This is a genomic window from Thermobacillus xylanilyticus (assembly GCF_907165215.1).
Classification (GTDB): domain Bacteria; phylum Bacillota; class Bacilli; order Paenibacillales; family Paenibacillaceae; genus Thermobacillus; species Thermobacillus xylanilyticus.
In genome coordinates, this window is sequence record NZ_CAJRAY010000049.1 from 73,597 (window position 1) to 91,778 (window position 18,182).

At 62.1% G+C, this 18,182-nt stretch carries 18 protein-coding genes and 1 pseudogene; 11 read left to right on the forward strand and 8 right to left on the reverse strand.

Annotated elements, in window-relative coordinates:
- Positions 1–95 precede the first annotated feature (95 nt).
- The 7 genes from speE to KJQ12_RS10765 all read left to right on the forward strand — a co-directional run bounded on the left by speE (position 96) and on the right by KJQ12_RS10765 (position 6,197).
- On the forward strand, positions 96–926 hold the full coding sequence (gene speE / locus KJQ12_RS10735) for a polyamine aminopropyltransferase (RefSeq protein WP_213484669.1): 831 nt from the start codon (positions 96–98) through the stop codon (positions 924–926).
- Between the two features lie 70 nt (positions 927–996).
- Positions 997–1,866, forward strand: a complete 870-nt coding sequence (speB, locus tag KJQ12_RS10740; RefSeq protein ID WP_213484670.1) for an agmatinase — start codon at positions 997–999, stop codon at positions 1,864–1,866.
- Positions 1,867–2,024: 158 nt separating this feature from the next.
- Complete coding sequence (locus KJQ12_RS10745; RefSeq protein ID WP_015256312.1) at positions 2,025–2,450, forward strand: PH domain-containing protein; 426 nt, start codon at positions 2,025–2,027, stop codon at positions 2,448–2,450.
- Between the two features lie 162 nt (positions 2,451–2,612).
- Positions 2,613–3,401 carry an amino acid ABC transporter substrate-binding protein gene (locus tag KJQ12_RS10750; protein ID WP_015256311.1) on the forward strand — a complete coding sequence of 263 codons (789 nt, stop codon included), beginning with the start codon at positions 2,613–2,615 and terminating at the stop codon, positions 3,399–3,401.
- Between the two features lie 39 nt (positions 3,402–3,440).
- Positions 3,441–4,112, forward strand: coding sequence for an amino acid ABC transporter permease (locus KJQ12_RS10755; protein WP_015256310.1), 672 nt, complete (start codon positions 3,441–3,443; stop codon positions 4,110–4,112).
- Between the two features lie 13 nt (positions 4,113–4,125).
- Positions 4,126–4,872 (forward strand): amino acid ABC transporter ATP-binding protein, encoded by a 747-nt coding sequence (locus tag KJQ12_RS10760; protein ID WP_015256309.1) that lies wholly within the window; start codon positions 4,126–4,128, stop codon positions 4,870–4,872.
- A 2-nt stretch (positions 4,873–4,874) separates the two neighbouring features.
- Positions 4,875–6,197 carry an MmgE/PrpD family protein gene (locus KJQ12_RS10765; RefSeq protein ID WP_213484671.1) on the forward strand — a complete coding sequence of 441 codons (1,323 nt, stop codon included), beginning with the start codon at positions 4,875–4,877 and terminating at the stop codon, positions 6,195–6,197.
- Positions 6,198–6,278: 81 nt separating this feature from the next.
- On the opposite strand, the gene KJQ12_RS10770 is transcribed toward KJQ12_RS10765, so the two are convergent.
- Entirely contained in the window at positions 6,279–7,724 is a 1,446-nt protein-coding gene (locus tag KJQ12_RS10770; protein ID WP_213484672.1) for a M56 family metallopeptidase, read from the reverse strand.
- Complete coding sequence (locus tag KJQ12_RS10775) at positions 7,721–8,080, reverse strand: BlaI/MecI/CopY family transcriptional regulator (protein ID WP_015256306.1); 360 nt, start codon at positions 8,078–8,080, stop codon at positions 7,721–7,723. Before KJQ12_RS10775 ends, KJQ12_RS10770 begins: the two co-directional genes overlap by 4 nt.
- A 191-nt stretch (positions 8,081–8,271) precedes the next feature.
- Between KJQ12_RS10775 and KJQ12_RS19600 the strand changes: the two are divergent.
- Positions 8,272–8,361 (forward strand): annotated as a pseudogene (locus tag KJQ12_RS19600) (hypothetical protein); the annotation flags it as partial.
- 97 nt (positions 8,362–8,458) lie between these two features.
- Here the strand turns inward: KJQ12_RS19600 and KJQ12_RS10785 are convergent.
- From KJQ12_RS10785 to purB, 5 genes are all read right to left on the reverse strand, one after another.
- Positions 8,459–9,049 (reverse strand): YwaF family protein, encoded by a 591-nt coding sequence (locus KJQ12_RS10785; RefSeq protein WP_244860560.1) that lies wholly within the window; start codon positions 9,047–9,049, stop codon positions 8,459–8,461.
- Between the two features lie 133 nt (positions 9,050–9,182).
- Complete coding sequence (solA, locus tag KJQ12_RS10790; protein WP_213484673.1) at positions 9,183–10,313, reverse strand: N-methyl-L-tryptophan oxidase; 1,131 nt, start codon at positions 10,311–10,313, stop codon at positions 9,183–9,185.
- Positions 10,310–10,825, reverse strand: coding sequence for a GNAT family N-acetyltransferase (locus tag KJQ12_RS10795; RefSeq protein WP_213484674.1), 516 nt, complete (start codon positions 10,823–10,825; stop codon positions 10,310–10,312). Before KJQ12_RS10795 ends, solA begins: the two co-directional genes overlap by 4 nt.
- A 53-nt stretch (positions 10,826–10,878) precedes the next feature.
- Positions 10,879–12,039 (reverse strand): amidohydrolase, encoded by a 1,161-nt coding sequence (locus KJQ12_RS10800; protein ID WP_213484675.1) that lies wholly within the window; start codon positions 12,037–12,039, stop codon positions 10,879–10,881.
- Between the two features lie 36 nt (positions 12,040–12,075).
- On the reverse strand, positions 12,076–13,446 hold the full coding sequence (gene purB / locus KJQ12_RS10805) for an adenylosuccinate lyase (protein WP_213484676.1): 1,371 nt from the start codon (positions 13,444–13,446) through the stop codon (positions 12,076–12,078).
- Between the two features lie 506 nt (positions 13,447–13,952).
- Here purB and KJQ12_RS10810 point away from each other — a divergent pair.
- Complete coding sequence (locus tag KJQ12_RS10810; RefSeq protein ID WP_015256300.1) at positions 13,953–14,390, forward strand: YwiB family protein; 438 nt, start codon at positions 13,953–13,955, stop codon at positions 14,388–14,390.
- Positions 14,387–16,063, forward strand: a complete 1,677-nt coding sequence (argS, locus tag KJQ12_RS10815) for an arginine--tRNA ligase (RefSeq protein WP_213484677.1) — start codon at positions 14,387–14,389, stop codon at positions 16,061–16,063. Before KJQ12_RS10810 ends, argS begins: the two co-directional genes overlap by 4 nt.
- Before the next feature lie 3 nt (positions 16,064–16,066).
- Here the strand turns inward: argS and KJQ12_RS10820 are convergent, their stop codons facing one another.
- Positions 16,067–17,212, reverse strand: a complete 1,146-nt coding sequence (locus tag KJQ12_RS10820) for a S8 family peptidase (RefSeq protein WP_213484678.1) — start codon at positions 17,210–17,212, stop codon at positions 16,067–16,069.
- Positions 17,213–17,428: 216 nt separating this feature from the next.
- Between KJQ12_RS10820 and rpoE the strand changes: the two genes are divergently transcribed.
- Positions 17,429–18,010 carry a DNA-directed RNA polymerase subunit delta gene (rpoE, locus tag KJQ12_RS10825; protein WP_015256297.1) on the forward strand — a complete coding sequence of 194 codons (582 nt, stop codon included), beginning with the start codon at positions 17,429–17,431 and terminating at the stop codon, positions 18,008–18,010.
- Positions 18,011–18,182 lie beyond the last annotated feature (172 nt).

The window sequence follows — 18,182 nt, forward strand, 5'->3', positions numbered from 1 at the left end:
AAAACATTTTGAAGCGGGGCGGGGAGCATGTTGCTTTTTCCCATTGAAACTCTATAATACAGGTTGAAATCCTACAGGAAGAAGGGATCGTCCTCGTGACGGAGATATGGTTTACGGAGAAACAGACTGACCATTACGGCATCACGATGAAGCTGAAGGAAACGTATGTCCGCGAACAGACGGACTTCCAGGATCTCGCCATGGTGGAGACCGAGGAATGGGGCACGATGCTGCTCCTCGACGGCATGGTGATGACCACGGACAAAGACGAGTTCGTGTACCACGAAATGGTGGCGCACCCGGCGCTGTTCACGCATCCGAATCCGGAGCATGTGCTGGTGGTCGGCGGAGGCGACGGCGGCGTCATCCGCGAAATTCTGAAACATCCGAAAGTGAAGCGGGCCGTTCTGGTCGACATTGACGGCAAGGTAATCGAGTATTCGAAGCGTTACCTGCCGCAAATCGCGTCCGGGCTGGACGATCCCCGCGTCGAGGTGATCGTGAACGACGGATTCATGCACATCCACGATCACAAGAACACGTACGACGTCATCATGGTCGATTCGACCGAGCCGGTCGGGCCGGCGGTGCAGCTCTTCACGCGCGGGTTCTACCAGGGCATCTACGACGCGCTGAAGGAAGACGGCATGTTCGTCGCGCAGACGGACAATCCGTGGTTCAAGGCGGATCTCATCCGCAACGTGAACCGCGACGTCAAGGCGGTGTTCCCGATCGTGCGCACCTACTGGGCGAACGTGCCGACCTATCCGAGCGGGCTGTGGACGTTCACGCTGGGCAGCAAGAAATACGACCCGCTTGAGGTGGACGAATCGGCGATACCCGAGATCGATACGAAATATTACTCGCCCCGGCTGCACAAGGCGGCGTTCGTGCTGCCGAAGTTCGTCGAGGATCTGGTGAAATAAGCGAAATGCGAGCGTTCGGACGGCCGTCCCGCTTCGGGGCGGCGTTCTTGATGGAAAGGGGAAAACCGGTGTGAAGCTGGATCAAAAATATTCCGGCAACGTGTTCATTCTGAGCTCCGAAGATTACGAGGCGGCGAAGGCGGTCATCTATGGCATGCCGATGGACTTCACCGTCTCGTTCCGTCCGGGCTCGCGCTTCGGCCCGCCGCGCATCCGCGAGGCGTCGGTCGGGCTGGAGGAGTACAGCCCGTATCTGGACCGCAGCCTCGAAGACATCGTCTATTTCGACGCGGGGGATCTGCTGCTGCCGTTCGGCAACGCGGCGCGCAGCCTGGAGATGATCGGCGAATTCGTGAGGGGCGTGCTGGCGGACGGCAAGCTGCCGGTCGGCCTCGGCGGCGAGCACCTTGTCTCGTGGCCGATCATCCGCGAAGTGTACGCGAAGTATCCGGATCTTGCGGTCATCCATATCGACGCGCACGCGGACCTGCGCGAGCAGTACGAAGGCGAGCCGCTGTCACACTCGACGCCGATCCGTAAAACGGCGGAGCTCATCGGCGGGAAGAACGTGTACCAGTTCGGCATCCGCTCCGGCTCGCGCGAGGAGTGGGCGTACGGACGGGAGAACGTGAACTTCCATCCGTTCGAAGTGCTGGAGCCGCTGAAGCGCGCGCTGCCCGAGCTGGCGGGCCGTCCCGTGTACGTGACGATCGACATCGACGTGCTCGATCCGTCCTGCGCGCCCGGCACCGGCACGGCCGAAGCGGGCGGCATCACGTCGAAGGAGCTGCTGGATGCCGTGCATGCGATCGCGCGCTCCGACGCGCGGGTCGTCGGTTGCGACCTGGTGGAAGTGGCGCCCGCCTACGATCCGACGGAGCAGACGCAAATCGCCGCTTCGAAGATCGTGCGGGAGATGCTGCTCGGTTTCGTGAAATAAGCACGGCAGAAGATCGATATCGGCTCATGCGGGCCCCGGAGGAAGATATTCCTCCGGGGTTTGAACATTCCACAATTTGACGCAAAAGTGATAGAATATTGAACTACAATCGATTACATGTTATTCGCGGTGCGGACAGATCATAAGGAGGGATCGCCGTGTCGCTGTTCAGCGGGTTGTTCGGCAACTATACCGAGGTTTCACCCCGGGAACTGCAGCAGCAGTACGGCGCATACCTGATGCCCGGGGAGACCGTCCAGACCGGGTTCCGGCTGGTACGCGACACGTTCATCTTGACGGACAAGCGGCTCATCCTGTTCGACCATCAAGGCGTGACCGGGAAGAAGACGCGCGTCGTCTCCATCGACCTGGATTCGATCTACGATGTCACGATGGAAACGGCCGGCACCGGGTTCGACGACAGCGAGCTGACGATCCATTACATCACCTCTCCGTATTACAAAGCGAACAACTTGCAGACGGCAAGCTACCGGTTCGAGTTCAGCAAAAAATTCAATATTCAGCCGTTCTATGTGGCACTGGTGTCGCTGGCTTACGAGAACAAGCAACGGATCAACGGTTGAACCAGGAGTCATCCGGCTCTGCCGCGGCGACGCGGGCAGGGTCTTTTTCATCAAAAAAAATTGAACTCCGGGGAAAAATTTAATTTGACTAAACCAATCGGAAATCGTAAGCTTAATACGGTCGAAAATTCGACAATTTTCAACAAAAGGGGTAACCACACCATGAAAAAGCTGTACTTCACTTTGGCCGTCGTGCTGCTGTTCAGCGTATTGGCTGCAGCCTGCTCTTCCGGCAAGTCCGGCGGAGATGACGACAAGAAAGTGCTCCGCGCAGGCTCGACGGGCCAGTCGTTCCCGAACAGCTACAAGGACGGGGACAAGCTGGTCGGTTTCGACGTCGAAGTCCTCGAAACCATTGCCGCCAATCTCGGCTATACGGTAGAATGGGTTAACACCGATTTCTCCGGCCTGATGGGCCAGCTCGAGACCGGCAAGATCGACACGGTCGCCAACGTCGTGGCGGTGACGGAGGAGCGGAAGCAGAAGTTTGACTTCACCGTGCCTTACTCGTACGCCGGCGTGGCGATCGTGACGCACGTGGACAACACGGACATCAACACGCTGGAGGACCTGAAGGGCAAGACGGTCGCCGGCGTGCTCGGTTCGCAGAATGTGAAGAACCTGCAGAACTACGATCCCGAGATCAATGTCCGGACGTACGAGAACCGCGACGGCGCGCAGAACGATGTCCTGAACAAGCGCGTCGACGGCTATGTGCAATCCAAGGCGAATCTGATCGCCGAGATCAACAAGAACAACCTGCCGCTCAAGTTCGTCGGCGAACCGTTCCACTATGAGGATGTCGCGTTCCCGTTCGTGAAGAGCGAGAAGAACCAGAAGCTGATCGAGCAGTTCAACGCCGAAATCGAGAAGCTTCGGGAGGACGGCACGCTGAAGAAGCTCTCCGAGAAGTATTTCTACGGTGAGGACGTCACGACGAAGAGCGAGTAATCTGAACCGCGCGAAAGCGCATGGGAGCGGGCGATAGACGTGAATTTCGATCCATCCTACATCATTGAAATATTGCCGAGGATCATTCAGTACATCCCGATCACGCTGCTCATGGCGGTGCTCGCCATGATTCTGGCGATCGCGGTCGGGCTGGTGCTGGCTCTCGCCCGCAACAGCAGGAACCGGCTGCTCAGTTCGGGAGCGGCCGTCTATATTTCTTTCTTCCGCGCCATTCCGATGCTGGTGCAGCTGTTCCTGATCTACTACGGCCTGCCGCAGCTGTTCCCGGTATTCACCAAAATGGATGCCGTAACGGCGGCCGTTATCGGATTCGGATTCAAGCAGGCGGCGTTTCTGGCCGAGATTTTCCGGGCGGCGTTCCTCTCGGTGGACAAAGGGCAGATGGAAGCATGCATCACCGGCGGCATGACGAAGCTTCAGGCGTACCGGCGGATCATTCTGCCCCAGGCGGCGCGCAACGCGCTGCCCGGCACCGGCAACATTTTCATCAGCCTGATCAAAGAGACGTCCCTGGCGTTCACGCTCGGGGTGGTCGAGATTTTCGCCGAAGCGAAGATGCAGGCCGCCGAATCGTTCCGGTTCTTCGAAGCCTATCTGGCGGTCGCCTTGATCTACTGGCTGCTGATCATCGTCTATACGTATCTGCAGCAGAAGCTTGAGAACTATCTGGATCGCCCATATCGGACATGAAGGTTGATTGGCCATGATCAAAGTGACAAACCTCAAGAAACGATTCGGCGACCTCGTCGTGCTGAACGGCATCGACTTCGAGGTGAAGGACGGCGAAGTGCTGTCGATCATCGGTCCGTCCGGATCGGGGAAATCGACGCTCATCCGCTGCCTGAACTTCCTGGAGCGGCCGGAAGCCGGCGTGATCGAGATCGGCGGCGTGCGGGTTGACGCCGAGAAGTGCACGAACAAGGAAATCCGGCAGCTTCGCCTGCAGACCGCGATGGTCTTCCAGAATTACAATCTGTTCAAGAACAAGACCGCTCTGCAGAATGTGACGGAATCGCTCATCGTCGTGAAGAAGATGCCGAAGAAGCAGGCGGAGGAGCTCGGCATGGAGCTGCTCCGGCAGGTCGGCCTGGAAGACAAGCGGGACAACTATCCCGCCACGCTCTCCGGCGGCCAGCAGCAGCGCGTCAGCATCGCCCGGGCGCTCGCGCTCAGGCCCCACGCCATCCTGCTGGACGAGCCGACGTCTTCCCTCGACCCGGAGCTCGTGTCGGAAGTGCTGCAGACGATCAAGAAGATTGCCGAGATGGATACGACGATGATCATCGTGACGCACGAGATGGATTTCGCCCGGGATGTGTCCGATCACGTCATTTTCATGGCGGACGGCAACATCGTGGAGCAGGGCCCGCCGGCCGAGCTGCTCGATAACCCGCGGAAAGAGCGGACGAAGCAGTTCCTGCGGACATTCCACGCGAACAGGAAGCGGTGACGATGGCGGACAGTCTGACGTTGGCGTTCCTGGACAAGCTGTGGCGCATGCCTTTCTCCGGGGAGAGTCTGGAGAAAGCGAAGTACGGCATATTGGATTACATCGCATCCGCCTTCGCCGGGAGGGCGGATGCCGGCGTTATGAAGCTGATCCGGGCGGCGGACGAGGAAGGCGGCCGGCCGCTTGCGCCGGTGCTGTTCCACGGGTGCCGCGTCAATCGCGGGCAGTCGGCGCTCATCAACGGCTTCATGGGCCATGCGCTCGATTATGATGATGTGCATGCGGAGGTGCGCGGCCATCCGAGCACCGTCATTCTGCCGGCGCTCATCGCGCTCGGCGACCGCGGCGGCGACGGCCGGCGTTTCCTCGAAGCGTATATCGTCGGCGTTGAAGCGATGGCGCGCATCGCGCTGGCGCTTTCGAATGAACATTATGAGCGCGGGTTTCACAACACGGCGACGGCGGGCGCGTTGGCGGCGGCGATCGCCGGCGCGCATTACCTGGACTGGCCGGCGGAGCGGGCCGCGCTGGCGCTCGGGCTCGCCGCGACGCAGGCCGGCGGACTGCGCGTCCACTTCGGCACGGAGACGAAGCCGCTCCATGCCGGGCTGGCTGCGGCCGCAGGGATCCGGTCGCTGCTGCTCGCGGAAGCGGACGTGCAGGGAAGCCGCGCCAGCCTGGACGGCCGGCTCGGCTATTTCGCCGTGTTCGGCCAGGGCGAAGAGCGGGCGCGCGCCGAACTGCTGCGCGAGGACGCCGTCCCGCGGATCGTCAGCCCCGGCCTGTGGCACAAGCTGTACCCGTTCTGCTCTGCGGCGTATTTCGGCTGGCACGCGGCCGAGCAGCTCGGCCGGATTCCGCTCGACCGGATCGAAGCGATCGAGATCGCCTTCACCGGGCGGAGCGACGCGGCGCTCATCCATCAACGCCCCTTGAACGGCGAAGAGGGCCGCTTCAGCATCGAGTATATCGCCGCGCTGATCCTGAGCGGCCAGGGCATCCGCGCCGGCGACTTCCAGCGGGTGCCGATCGACGGCGAGATCCGGGCCTACATGGACCGGATGCGGCGCACGAACGTAATGGACGAGCCGCCGGGCGTGAGGTACACGCGCATCACGGTGACGCTCACGGACGGCGGGACGGTGACCGCCGTCGGCGACCGCCCGAAGGGCTCCCCCGGCAATCCGGTCACGGAGGCGGAGCTTGAGCGCAAGTTCGAAGAAGTCGTGACCGGTCCGAACGCGGCGGCCATACGGGAACAGGTGCTGCGCCTGGATGAGGCGCGGGATGTGAGACCTTTCATCGGTCTGCTCGGCGAAGGATGACGGACCGGTGCATAAGCGAAAGTCCCGGCACACCGGCCGGGACTTTCACACGGCTCCAGCCTTGACGGGTTGGAGCTTTTCTTATGACTGCGAGAAATCGAAGGACAGGCGGTTGACTTGGTCAATCAGCCGTTGCAGGCCGGATGCGTCCGCGCTGTAAGGCCGGACATCGCCGCCGAGCCAAGCTTCGGCCTGTTCCCGCGTGACCGTCATGCTGTACGAGGCGCTGCCGTCCGGGCTCGTCTGATCGCCGATCGAAAGGCTGATGCGGTCGACGTTGTCGATCAGGCTGAAGAGCAGAACGGCGTTGCGGCAGAATGTCTCGTAGGCGGCGTCTCCTGTCTCTGCCTGATCGGCAGCTGCATTCATTTGGTAACGGATGATCACGCCGTAAGGCGGTTCGGTTGTCTGCAGCTCGATGCCGTTCCAGTCCAAGCCTTCCGGTTCGGGCATGCCGTGGATGAGACCGCCGACTTTGCCGGCATGGCCCACGTACAACGTCTTGTTGTTCATCAACTCGGTCAGGTTGTAACCGGAATAGAACGTCTGCTGGTCGGTGTGCGGCACCGGCTGCACCATCTTCGGGTTTGTCGAGCACGCCGCAATCAGGACGGCGATGGCCAGCATGTACCCGGCGATCACCCGGGCGGATGGTTTCCGGTACGCGAGAATGTTGCGAATTCTCGCCTTCACCTGGTTTTCGCCAAAAGCCGGAGAAGACCCGGCGCGAAGCCCGGAACTGCGGACGGCACACGACAACAATGCGGCAGCGTATGGCCGCTTGTGACGGCCGCCCGTCTTGTCCAATACCTTCTCGTCGCAGGACATTTCCATATCTTTGCTCATCAGCGCATAAGACAGCCAGATCAGCGGATTGAACCAGTGGATGATTACCATGATATAGGCCAGCGGTTTGATCACATAATCCCGCCGGTCGATATGGGTCTGCTCATGCAGAAGGACGTACGTCAGCTCCTGTTCGCTCAGGCCTGTCGGAACGTAGATTTTCGGCTTGAGCAGGCCGAAGACGAACGGCGTGTCAATCCGGTCTGACTCGTAAATATGATCGCGGATGCGGACGGCTGTCCGAATGCTGTTTCGAACGTTCCAATAGTTCACGGCGCTTCTGGCCAGGAGAACGATGACGCCGATGATCCAGATGATGCCGCCGAGCCGGATGAGCATGTCCAGCATGTCCACGCCCGGCACTTTCGCGGCGGGCATCATCGTCTCCGCCATGCGCTCGATCCCCCGCATGCCGGCATCCATCGCTGTCGTTTTCAGTTCAGGGGACACGAAGGTCATGAAGCCCGAATCTTCCGCGGCGAGAGGCTCAATCGGCCGCATGATGCTAAGCGGCGACGCAAGACGAACCGGTATGACGAGCCGGACGGCAACGGCAATCCACAGCAGATAGGACAGCACGGCGGGAGCGCGCCGCAGCGCCAGTCTTGCCGCAATCACCACGAGCGCCGTGAACCCGGCGGCAATGCTCATATTGACAACGGTGAAAAACAGGTTCGTCACTCCGCCGCCTCCTCAATGATCCGTTTCAACGCCTCGGCTTCCTGCCGGGTCAGTTTCTTGCCGCCGAGGAAAGCAGTCAGAAACTGCGGGAGCGATCCATCGAAAGTTTTGTCGACGACCGCCCGGCTCTCGTATTGCTGCACATCGGCTTTCTTCACAAGGGCTGTGACCGTCGCATTCTCATTTTTCAGAATCCCTCTGCTGCACAGCTTTCGCAGCACGGTATAAGTCGTCGATTTCTTCCAACCGAGCTGCTCCCGGCTCAATCTCACCAGATCCGTCGAATTGATCGGTTCGTGATCCCAGACCAGGCACGCAAACTTGTATTCGGCCTCAAACAATTTGGGCGGTTCCATCGCAGCCATCGCCTTTCTGTAGGTTTATCATAATCGACCTAACGAAGAGTCTATCGCAATAAACCTGTTCTGTCAACGGTGCCCGCGCTGTGTTGTTGTTCTGTGATATTGTCAGGGTGTAACTGATCCGAGAAAATGTCAGTATGAGCAAGGAGCAGATCACCTTGACGAAGAGTGAACTGAAACGCGTTATGGTTCTTGAAAAATGGATCGATGGCCGTCTCGCGGAACAGGATGTCGCGCGCATTCTTGGCATCAGTATTCGGCAAGCGTATCGGCTCAAGGCCAAATATCGTCACGGAGGTGCACAAGCCATCGCTCATGGGAATCGGGGCCGTAAGCCCGCTCATACCTTGGCCGATTCGCTTAAACAACGCGTTATACTCTTGTATCAGGAGCGCTACTTCGGAAGCAATGCCACCCACTTTGCCGAGCTGTTGGCCGAACACGAAAACATCCATTTAAGCGTCTCTTCGGTCCGCCGCATTCTGCTGGAAGGCGGGTTGCGTCCCGCGCGGCTGCGGAGACGATGATGCCGCCATGGGCGATGAAGAAATAGAAGAAGGTGAAGTGCGGATACCCCGACAGAATGGCGGCGGGCGTCAGCAGCGCCTGCAGCGCCCCGCCGATGCCGGCAAAGTAGTTGAATTCAAACAGGCGATAGCTTCGGGTCCAGAGCATGATGAAGGACAGGATCAGCGTCAGGCTGCACAGGTGCAAGGGCAGGGTGTAGGCCGGATCCCACTGGTCGGCAACGAAATACCAGATATGGAGCGCAATGTCGAGCAGCAGCAGCATCGCGGCCAGCGCGTGGCGAATGACGTCCGCGAGACGCGGGCGCTCCCGCAGACCGCGCCAGCCGAGGGTGAATGCGCTTACCACCGCGATGAAGACAAGAGACACCCAATGAGACGGCGAATAGAACGTGAAAGGAGCCGTTTCGGAGCCGAAAAAGGACACCCGTTCCATACCGATAACCCCCCTTTTCTCTTTTTCTCTGTTTTGTTCACCATTTTTTCACAAACCAACCCGTTCTGGCAACATGCTTGTGCGCATGAAAAAAAGAGTGCCCGCCCGGGAAGCGAGCCCTCTTCCTTTTCAATTATTTGAACCGGGACAGCGAGAAGGCGCCGAGATCGAACCGGGTCGAGCCGTTCAGCAGCAGATCCGCGGCGATCTCGCCGAGCGCGCTGGCGAATTTGAACCCGTGGCCGGACAAGCCGCCGATGACGAGCACGTTCGGATGCTGCGGATGCCGGTCGATCACGAAATCTTCATCCGGCGTAAACTCGTACTTGCAGACGGAGCTTTGCAGCAGCGGCCCCGCCGCCCGCGGCATATACTTCTGCACGACCTGGCGCAGCGACCGCTCGTCCGTCTCGTAATGCCCGAACGGATGCAGCGGCTCGCCGGGCCGCCAGTCCCGGCCGCCGTCGTGCTTGCCGATCTTCAGGCCGCCGCCCAAGTCGGGGAAACCGTAAAACCCGCCTTCCGCGGTATGCAGCGTGAAGCCGGGAAACTCGCCGGCGCGGTATTCGGCCGATTCCGTCCCGAACCAGCCGACCGGGATGCGCAGCGGCCGCAAGGGGAAGCGGACGAACGGCTCCAATTGTTCGAACCATGCGCCGGCGCTGAGCAGCGCCTTCTCCGCGCGGAAGACGCCCTCGGCGGTCTCCGCGGCGACACCGGCCTGATCCGCCGTCACGCGCAGCACCGGCGTGTTCGTCACGAGCTTCGCGCCCGCCGCCTCCGCCAGCCCGCGATAAGCGGCGATCGCACGCTCGCTGAACAGATAGCCCGCTTCCGGCTCGTACATCCCGATGAAATGGTCGGGCAGGTCAAGTCCAGGCCATGTTCTGCGCATCTCGGCCCCATCGAGCATTTCCACGGAGACGCCGAACGCCCGGGCGTCATCCGGGCGGCTGCCGAAGCTGTAATGTTCCGGATCGGCGATGTTGATCACGCCGGAGCGGACGAGCAGCGTCGTCCCCGCAAGCTGCTCCAGCTCCCGCCACAGCTCGTCCGCCCGGAGCGCGAGAGAGATATAGGCGGAGCCTTTCTTGTACGCGTGGCGGATGAGCCGGGTCTCGCCGTGATGGCTGCCCTCCCGGTGGGGCGGGTCGCAGGCGTCGATCAACAGCACGCGCGCGCCGCGCCGGGCAAGATGATACCCGGCGCTCATGCCGGCCGAGCCCGCGCCGACCACCATGACGTCATAGATCGGCGCGCTCATCTGCCCATCTCCCCGCTTTCCGGAAGCAGTTCCTTCTTGTAGAAGATCGTCGTATGCCCTTTGCCCAGATCCTTCTCCATGATCGGCACATACCCCCTGCGCACGTACATGTCGCCGAGCCACGGATGCTCCTTCGCGGTGCCGAGCGACACGGCCGGACTTTTCAGGGTGTCGCGGACCATCGTCTCCTCGCACCAGCTGAGCATCGCGGAGCCGATTCCTTTGCGTCCGAGGTCGGGATCAACCGCGAACCACCAGATGTGCGGCACGCCGAACGGTCCGGGCTGCGGCCCCCAGGGCATCCGCAGCGTCAACGTCGCGAGCGGCTTCCCGCTTTCTTCCATAATAAAGCACATGTGGTTGCGGATGTTGCTTTCCACCAGCGCCAGATCGGCGGTGGCGGCCGCGAAGTTGATGCCGAGCTCGCGGATCGGCTTGTAGGCCCGGAGCGTCAGATCGAGCAGCGCCGGAGCGTCCTCCTTGACGGCGAGCCGGTAAGTGAAGTCAGACATGCGGGGTCACCTTCATCTCTCGTTCATATGGGAAAAAATCAACGCATGAACCGTCACGCCAACGTTTCAAGCGCAAGTTCCGCCGCATGTGCGAACAGGGCGGCGCTGACCGGCAAGGCATCCTCGTTCAGCGTGAACTTCGGGTGATGCCATTCCTCGGTTCCGCTTGTGCCCATCCAGATGAAACATCCGGGGACATGCTCCTGGTAGACGGAGAAGTCTTCGCCGGCGGTCGTCGGCCGCGCCTCGACCACCGTTAGGCCCAGCTCTTCGGCGGCCCGCGTCATCAGGGCGGCCATCGCCGGATCGTTGTTGACGAAGTGCTGGCCTTCCGTCCAGATCAGCTCGGCCGACGCGCCGTAACCGGCGGCGACGCCCTCCGCCACCCGGCGGATCTGTTCCGGGATGCGCCGGCGCACGTCGGCGTTGAAGGTGCGCACGGTTCCTTCCAGTTCGGCGCAATCCGGAATGACGTTCCACGTCGCGCCCGATTGGAACCGGCAGACGCTGATGACCGCGCTCTCCAGCGGGCTCACGTTCCGGCTGACGATGGTTTGCAGGGCGCCTACGATGGCGCTGGCGGCGACGATCGGATCGACGGCGGCGTCCGGGATCGCGCCATGGCCGCCCTTGCCCGTCACCCGGATCTCGAAGCGGTCGACGCTGGCCATCAGCGCGCCCGTCCGGATGCCGACGGTCCCGACCGGCAACTCCGGCTTGTTGTGCATGCCGAGAATCGCGTCGACGCCTTCCAGCACGCCGGCCCGGATCATCGCGCGGGCCCCTGCCGCGATCTCTTCAGCCGGCTGGAAAAGCATGCGCACGCGGCCTTTCAATTGATCCCGCCGCTTGTGAAGCAGCAGCGCCGCGCCGATCATCGAAGCGGTATGGAAATCGTGGCCGCACGCATGCATTTTGCCCGGCTCGCACGACGCGAAGGGCAGGCCGGTCTCTTCCGTGACGGGCAGCGCGTCGATGTCGGCGCGCAGGGCGACCGTCGGACCGGGGGATGCGCCTTCGATGTCGACGACCAGGCCGGTCTTGAGGCCGAACGTCTGCACGCTCAGGCCGGCTTCCTCCAGCCAGCCGCGGATGCGCCGGGTCGTCTCGAATTCTTCCAGCGACAGTTCCGGATGCATGTGCAGTTCGCGTCGGATGGCGACAAGATGCGGCGCGAGCGCTCCGGCCGAATCTTTCAAAGCTTGAAGCGGCATATCGACCATCCTCCTTTTATAGAATAGGTTGTCATTTCAGTCTTCCCTGAGCCACGGCGACTGTTCCGCACGGGCCAGCACCCGGTCCACGATCTGCGGCGCCGATCCGAGGTAGGCGGCAGGGTCGAGCAGCTCTTCCAGCGTCTTCTCGTCCAGCGCTTCGGCCACCCGCTTGTCCGCCAGCAGCACGTCCTTGAACGGCGTGTTTTCCTCCACCGCCTTCATGGACAGCTCATAGATGACATGGTGCGCGGTCTGCTTGCCGAGGCGGTCTGCCAGCGCGAACATGACGCGCTCGGACAACAGCAGTCCGCCGAGCCGATCGAGGTTGCGCCGCATGTTTTCGGGCTTGACGACGAGCCCTTCGAGCACCGCCTTCGCCGAGGAGAGCTGGGCGGAGAGGTAGATGCACGTCTCCGGCAACGCGATCCATTCGCCCCGCCAAGACATCGCGTCCCGCTCGTGCTCGACGATCATGGCCTCTTGTACGAGCGCGACGTTGTAGCGGACCGGCTTCGCCAGGCTGGCGATGCCTTCGAGCGCCGCGGGATTGCGCTTGTGCGGCATCGTGGAGGAACCGATCTTGCCCGAGGTGAACGGCTCTTCCAGCTCGTCGATCTCGGTGCGCATCAGGTTGTAGAATTCGTTCCCCAGCTTGCCGAGCGTGGCGCTGATCATGCCGAGGATGCCGATGTATTCCGCCTGCCGGTCGCGGGAGGAGTGCCAGCAGATGTCGGGCGCGTGAAGCCCCAGCTTGCGGAGCGCGAGCGCCTCCACTTCGGGGCCGAGCGGACCGAACGCCGCGTACGTGCCGACCGCGCCGCCGATGACGCCGGTGAACACGCGCGCTTCCGCTTCCTTCAGCCGGTCGAGATGCCGGAGCACTTCGCTCAGCACGACGGCGATCTTGAAACCGAACGTCGTCGGCAGCCCCTGCATGCCATGCGACCGGCCGGCGATCGGCGTGTCACGGTATTCGCGGGCGAGCCGGGCGAGCTGCCGGGCGACGGCGGAGAGATCGCGCACGATGATCGCGTGGGCTTCCTTCAATTGAAGCATCATGCCGGTGTCGACGATGTCCTGCGTCGTGGCGCCGAAATGAACGTACTCCCCGGCCTCCGGCCCGCAGAGCGCCTGCAGCGCCCGGATCGTCGGCATCAGGGAGTGCTTCGCCTTCAGCACTTCGTCCGCGATCGCCTGCAGGTCGAGCAGTTCGACCCGGGCCTTCTCGGCGATGACCTTCGCCGCATCCGCGGGAATCAGTCCGAGTTCCGCCTCGGCGAGCGCGAGCGCCGCCTCGACGTCGAGATGTTTCTGCAGCCGGTTCTCGTCCGACCAGACGGCGCGCATCTCGGGCGTGCCGAACACATTGCGAAGCATGACCATGTCAATGACGTGTGAGGACATGTTGGTTCCCTTCTTTGCTGATTGGTGTGGGTTTCGTCGCCAAAATCCGACTTAATCACTTGGTTATCGCTTATTGTACTACTAGCATTCCCGGCGGTCAATGGATATCCGCTCCCAGCTCTTGCGCAGCCGGCGGCAGGCACAGTATAATGGTGGAAATCTGTTAGCGACGATGACCGGGAGAGTACTCCGCTGATCAAGCCCCATGCAGCGAGCCGGGACGGTGGAAGCCGGCGGGTCCCAGCGGAGGAAGCGCACCCGCGAGTTGGTTCCCTGAACCGCTGACGCCGGATGACGTCGGCGCGCGTAGGGGAACCCGGCAGAACGCCGTTATCGCTTCAAGGGGAAGACGCCCGTCCCGATCTCAAGCACGATGGCGTGCGGAGACGGGAACGATGAGGCGCGTCTTCCAGAAGAGTGGCACCGCGGATGAACCTCCGTCTCTTTCATGGGACGGGGGTTTTGTGATGATCAGGCTTCTTGAGCTTTGCGCGGAGGTGCAAGACATGGTATTGGCTGCGATTCCGGCTGAGGGGCTGCCCGTGAAGATCGCGCTCGAAAGCCGGCAGGACGGCGGCGAAACCGCGCGGTCGGTGCTCGACGGCAGGCTCTACGCCAAGGCCGGCGCGCTGTATCTCCGTTATGCGGAAGAGGACGGCCGGATCCGCTCGACGCTGCGCTGGGATGGCCGGACGCTGCGGCTTGTTCGCACGGGGGACGTCGAGAGCGCCCAGACGTTCGAGCCGGGCGTTGAGACCGGAGGCTATTACCGGACGCCGCTCGTCCGGTTTGATCTCCGAACGAGGACGCGCCGGCTGCGCGTCGAGGCGGACGGCCGCAGCTTTCCGATGGTGTGGAGCTGGGCTTACCGGCTGGAAGCGGGGGGCGCCGATGCCGGAGAATTCGTCATCAACCTAACGATACGGGAGGCAGATGAATCATGAGTGATCATGTATTGGAACGCATCCATCAGCGGGTGAAAGACGCCATCGCGGATGCGGCGGTCGCCGCCGGGATCGCGGCGCGCGACGAGCTGCCGGCATTCGTCGTGGAGGTGCCGAAGGACAAGGCGCACGGTGATCTTGCGACGAACGCGGCGATGCAACTCACGAGGCTGGCGAAGCGGAATCCGCGCCAGATCGCGGAAGCGATTCTGGAACATCTCGACCGGGGCGCCACCATGATCGAATCCGCCGAGATCGCGGGGCCCGGGTTCATCAATTTCCGCCTGGACAAAAGCTATCTCTACCCGGTCATCGGCGAAGTGCTCCGGGCGGGCGAATCTTACGGCCGGGTGAATATCGGCCGCGGGCAGAAGGTGCAGGTCGAATTCGTCAGCGCGAACCCGACCGGTTCGCTTCATCTCGGCCACGCGCGCGGCGCGGCGGTCGGCGACGCGCTGTGCAACGTGCTGGACTTCGCGGGCTATGACGTGACGCGCGAGTATTACATCAACGACGCGGGCGCGCAGGTCACGAACCTCGCGAAATCGATCGAGGCGCGCTACCGCCAGCAGCTCGGCCTCGAAGCGGAGATGCCCGAGGACGGCTACTACGGCGAGGACATCATCGGCTTCGCGAAGGAGCTGGCGGAGAAGGAAGGCGACCGGCTGCTCTCGCTGCCGGATGACGAGCGGCTGCGCTTCTTCCGCGAGTACGGCCTGACGCGCGAGCTGGACAAAATCCGGCGCGATCTGGAGCGGTTCCGCGTCAAGTTCGACAACTGGTTCAGCGAGACGTCGCTGTACGAGACCGGCCAGGTCGAGGCCGCGGTGGAGGCGCTGCGGGAGCGGGGCATGGTCTATGAGGAAGACGGCGCGGTCTGGCTCGAGTCGACCCGGTTCGGCGACGACAAGAACCGCGTCCTCGTCAAGCAGGACGGTTCCTACACCTACCTGACGCCGGACATCGCCTATCACCGGGACAAATTCCGCCGCGGATACGACCGGCTGATCAACATCTGGGGCGCCGACCACCACGGGTACATCCCGCGGATGAAGGCCGCGATGGCCGCCCTCGGACACGATCCGGACAGGCTGGTCGTCCTGATCGCCCAGATGGTCAGCCTGTATCAGAACGGCGAGAAGGTGAAAATGTCGAAGCGGACCGGCAAGGCGGTGACGATGGAAGATTTGATGGACGAGGTCGGCGTCGACGCGATCCGCTATTTCTTCACGATGCGCAGCATGGATTCGCATCTCGACTTCGACATGGATCTCGCCGTCTCCACGTCGAACGACAACCCGGTCTATTATGTGCAGTACGCCCATGCGCGGATATGCAGCATTTTCCGGCAGGCGGAGGAGCAGGGGATCGCCGTCGACCACGACAAGGCGGACCTGACACGGCTGACCGCCGAGGCGGAGTTTGAGCTGCTGCGCAAGCTGGGCGAGCTGCCGCAAGAAGTGGCGGATGCCGCGGAAGCCTATGCGCCCCACCGTCTCATCCGCTATGTGTATGAACTCGCTTCGCAGTTCCACAGCTACTACAAGGCGGAGCGCGTCATTACGGACGACGCGGCGCAGACCGGCGCAAGGCTTGCGCTGCTGGCCGCCGTCCGGACGGTCATCGCCAATGTGCTGCGGCTGATCGGCGTTTCGGCGCCGGAGCGGATGTAAGATTCAGCCGAGCCGGTCGGCGGCCGCCAGCATGCGCATCACGTCGATCTCGCCGGTCCGTTTCGGCGCCTTCGCGCCGCGCAGGGGATTCATCGAATTGCGCAGAATCTCCTTGATCTCGGCCGGCGAAAGTCCCGGCCGGTAGGCGAGCAGCAGGGCGATCGCGCCGGTGACGTGGGAGGTTGCCATCGACGTGCCGCTCATCTCGTTGTATTTGCCCCGCAGCCAGGCGGAGATGATTTTGTCCCCCGGCGCATAGATGTCGACCAGACTGCCCCGGTTGCTGAACGGTGCGATTCTCCGCATCCGCGTCGTGGCGCCGACGGAGAGCGTCTGCGGGAACCGGGCGGGATAGTCGATCGCCTTGCGCTTCGCGTCGTTTCCGGAAGATGCGACGATGATGATGCCGGCGCGCCAGGCGTTCTGCACGGCGGCCAGCAGCGCGCGGCTGCGCGTCTTCATGCCGAAGCTCATGTTAATGATGTCCACCCGGTTGCGGATGCACCATTCGATGCCGAGAATGATGTCGGAGACGTAGGCCGAGCCGTTGTGGTCGAACGCCTTCACCGGGTGGATGACCGCGCGGGGTGCGACGCCGACCATGCCGTGCAGCTGGTTCGCGGCCGCGATCGTGCCGGCGATGTGCGTGCCATGGCCGTTGTCGTCATGCGGCAGCATGCTGCGCGCCAGCAGGTTGATGCCCCTTGAAATGGAATGACGGAGATCGGGATGGCTGAAGTCGACGCCGGTGTCGATGACGCCGACTTTGATGCGGTAGCCGGTCGTCAGGCGCCAGGCCATCGGCGCGCGGATCTGTTTCACGCCCCACGGAATGCCTTGTTCGACGGCGGGCGCACTGCGAACGGTGCCGTGGACAGCGATGCGGGAGTCCGGCTCGAGGGCGCATCCCGCCCACGGCAGACCGGCCGGACGGCCTGCCGGAAGCATGAAGCTGACGCCGCGGATGAGCGGAAGGAGCCGGATGGCCGGACCTTCCGGCCGCCCGGGAGGATGCCGCGCCGTCCACTCGCGGACGAAGCGGCGATAATCTCTGGGGTGGCGAAACCTGAGCATGCAGCGGACTCCTTGACGGTCCGGGGCGGTCAGCGCCCTCTCCTCCAGCCATCTGAGAACCGGGCTTAAGTCCATCGGCGCATTCCTCCCGGGTGGAACATGCTGGACTTATACTATGAGGGCGTCTGGACAGCGGCATGAGCAGATGTCCCGCTCTCCCGAATTGGGCGGCCGGCGGGCGGCGATCCCCCTTTCGCGTTGCTTGCTTTTTGAAATGAAATGAGGTTTACTATAGGTTGACAATGGATAGAACTATGCTGGTTAGATGACTTGCGCGAGAGGATGTGTTCGATGAGCGGCGAGATTCGATTGAAGCTCGATCCCGAACGGATTGAAGAAATGCCGATGGTCGATCTGGCCTTCGAAATTCTGAAAACAGCCAACGAGCCGATGTACTACCGGGATTTGATCCAGGAGATCGGCAGGATCCGCGGCTTTTCCGAGGAGAAAATCAACGAAGTCATCGCGCAGATTTATACGGAGATCAACATCGACGGCCGGTTCGCTTGCGTCGGTTCCAACGTGTGGGGGCTGAAGCGGTGGTACCCGGTTGACCGGAGCGAAGATCCGTCCCTCGGGGCGTCGCGTCCGCGCATCATCAACGATGATGACGAAGAGGAAGAGGATCTGTACGGCGACGAGGAAGAAGCATACGTTACGGACGAAGAAGATTACGACCTCTACGACGAGGACGGCGAAGAGCTGTTCGACGACGCCGACGACGAAGCGGATGTGGACGAGGAAGTTCCGATCGACGACGAAGAGCTCGACGAGCCGGATATCGAAGTCGACGACGAACTGGAGACGGAGGACGAGGAAGAGTTCGAGGACGACGCGGAAGACCTCGAGGCCGAAGACGAAGACGACCTGTGACGGGACGCCGGCTTGTGCGCCTTGTTGCACACAAGGCGCCGCCCCGATTTACTTGACCTCCAAGCGCAAGCCGGACCAGAGCTTGCACGGGCTTGTCGGTCGGCGGAATCGGACGCGCCGGCGGGAAGTACGCGGCGCCGCCCCGATTCACTTGACCTCCAAGCGCAAGCCG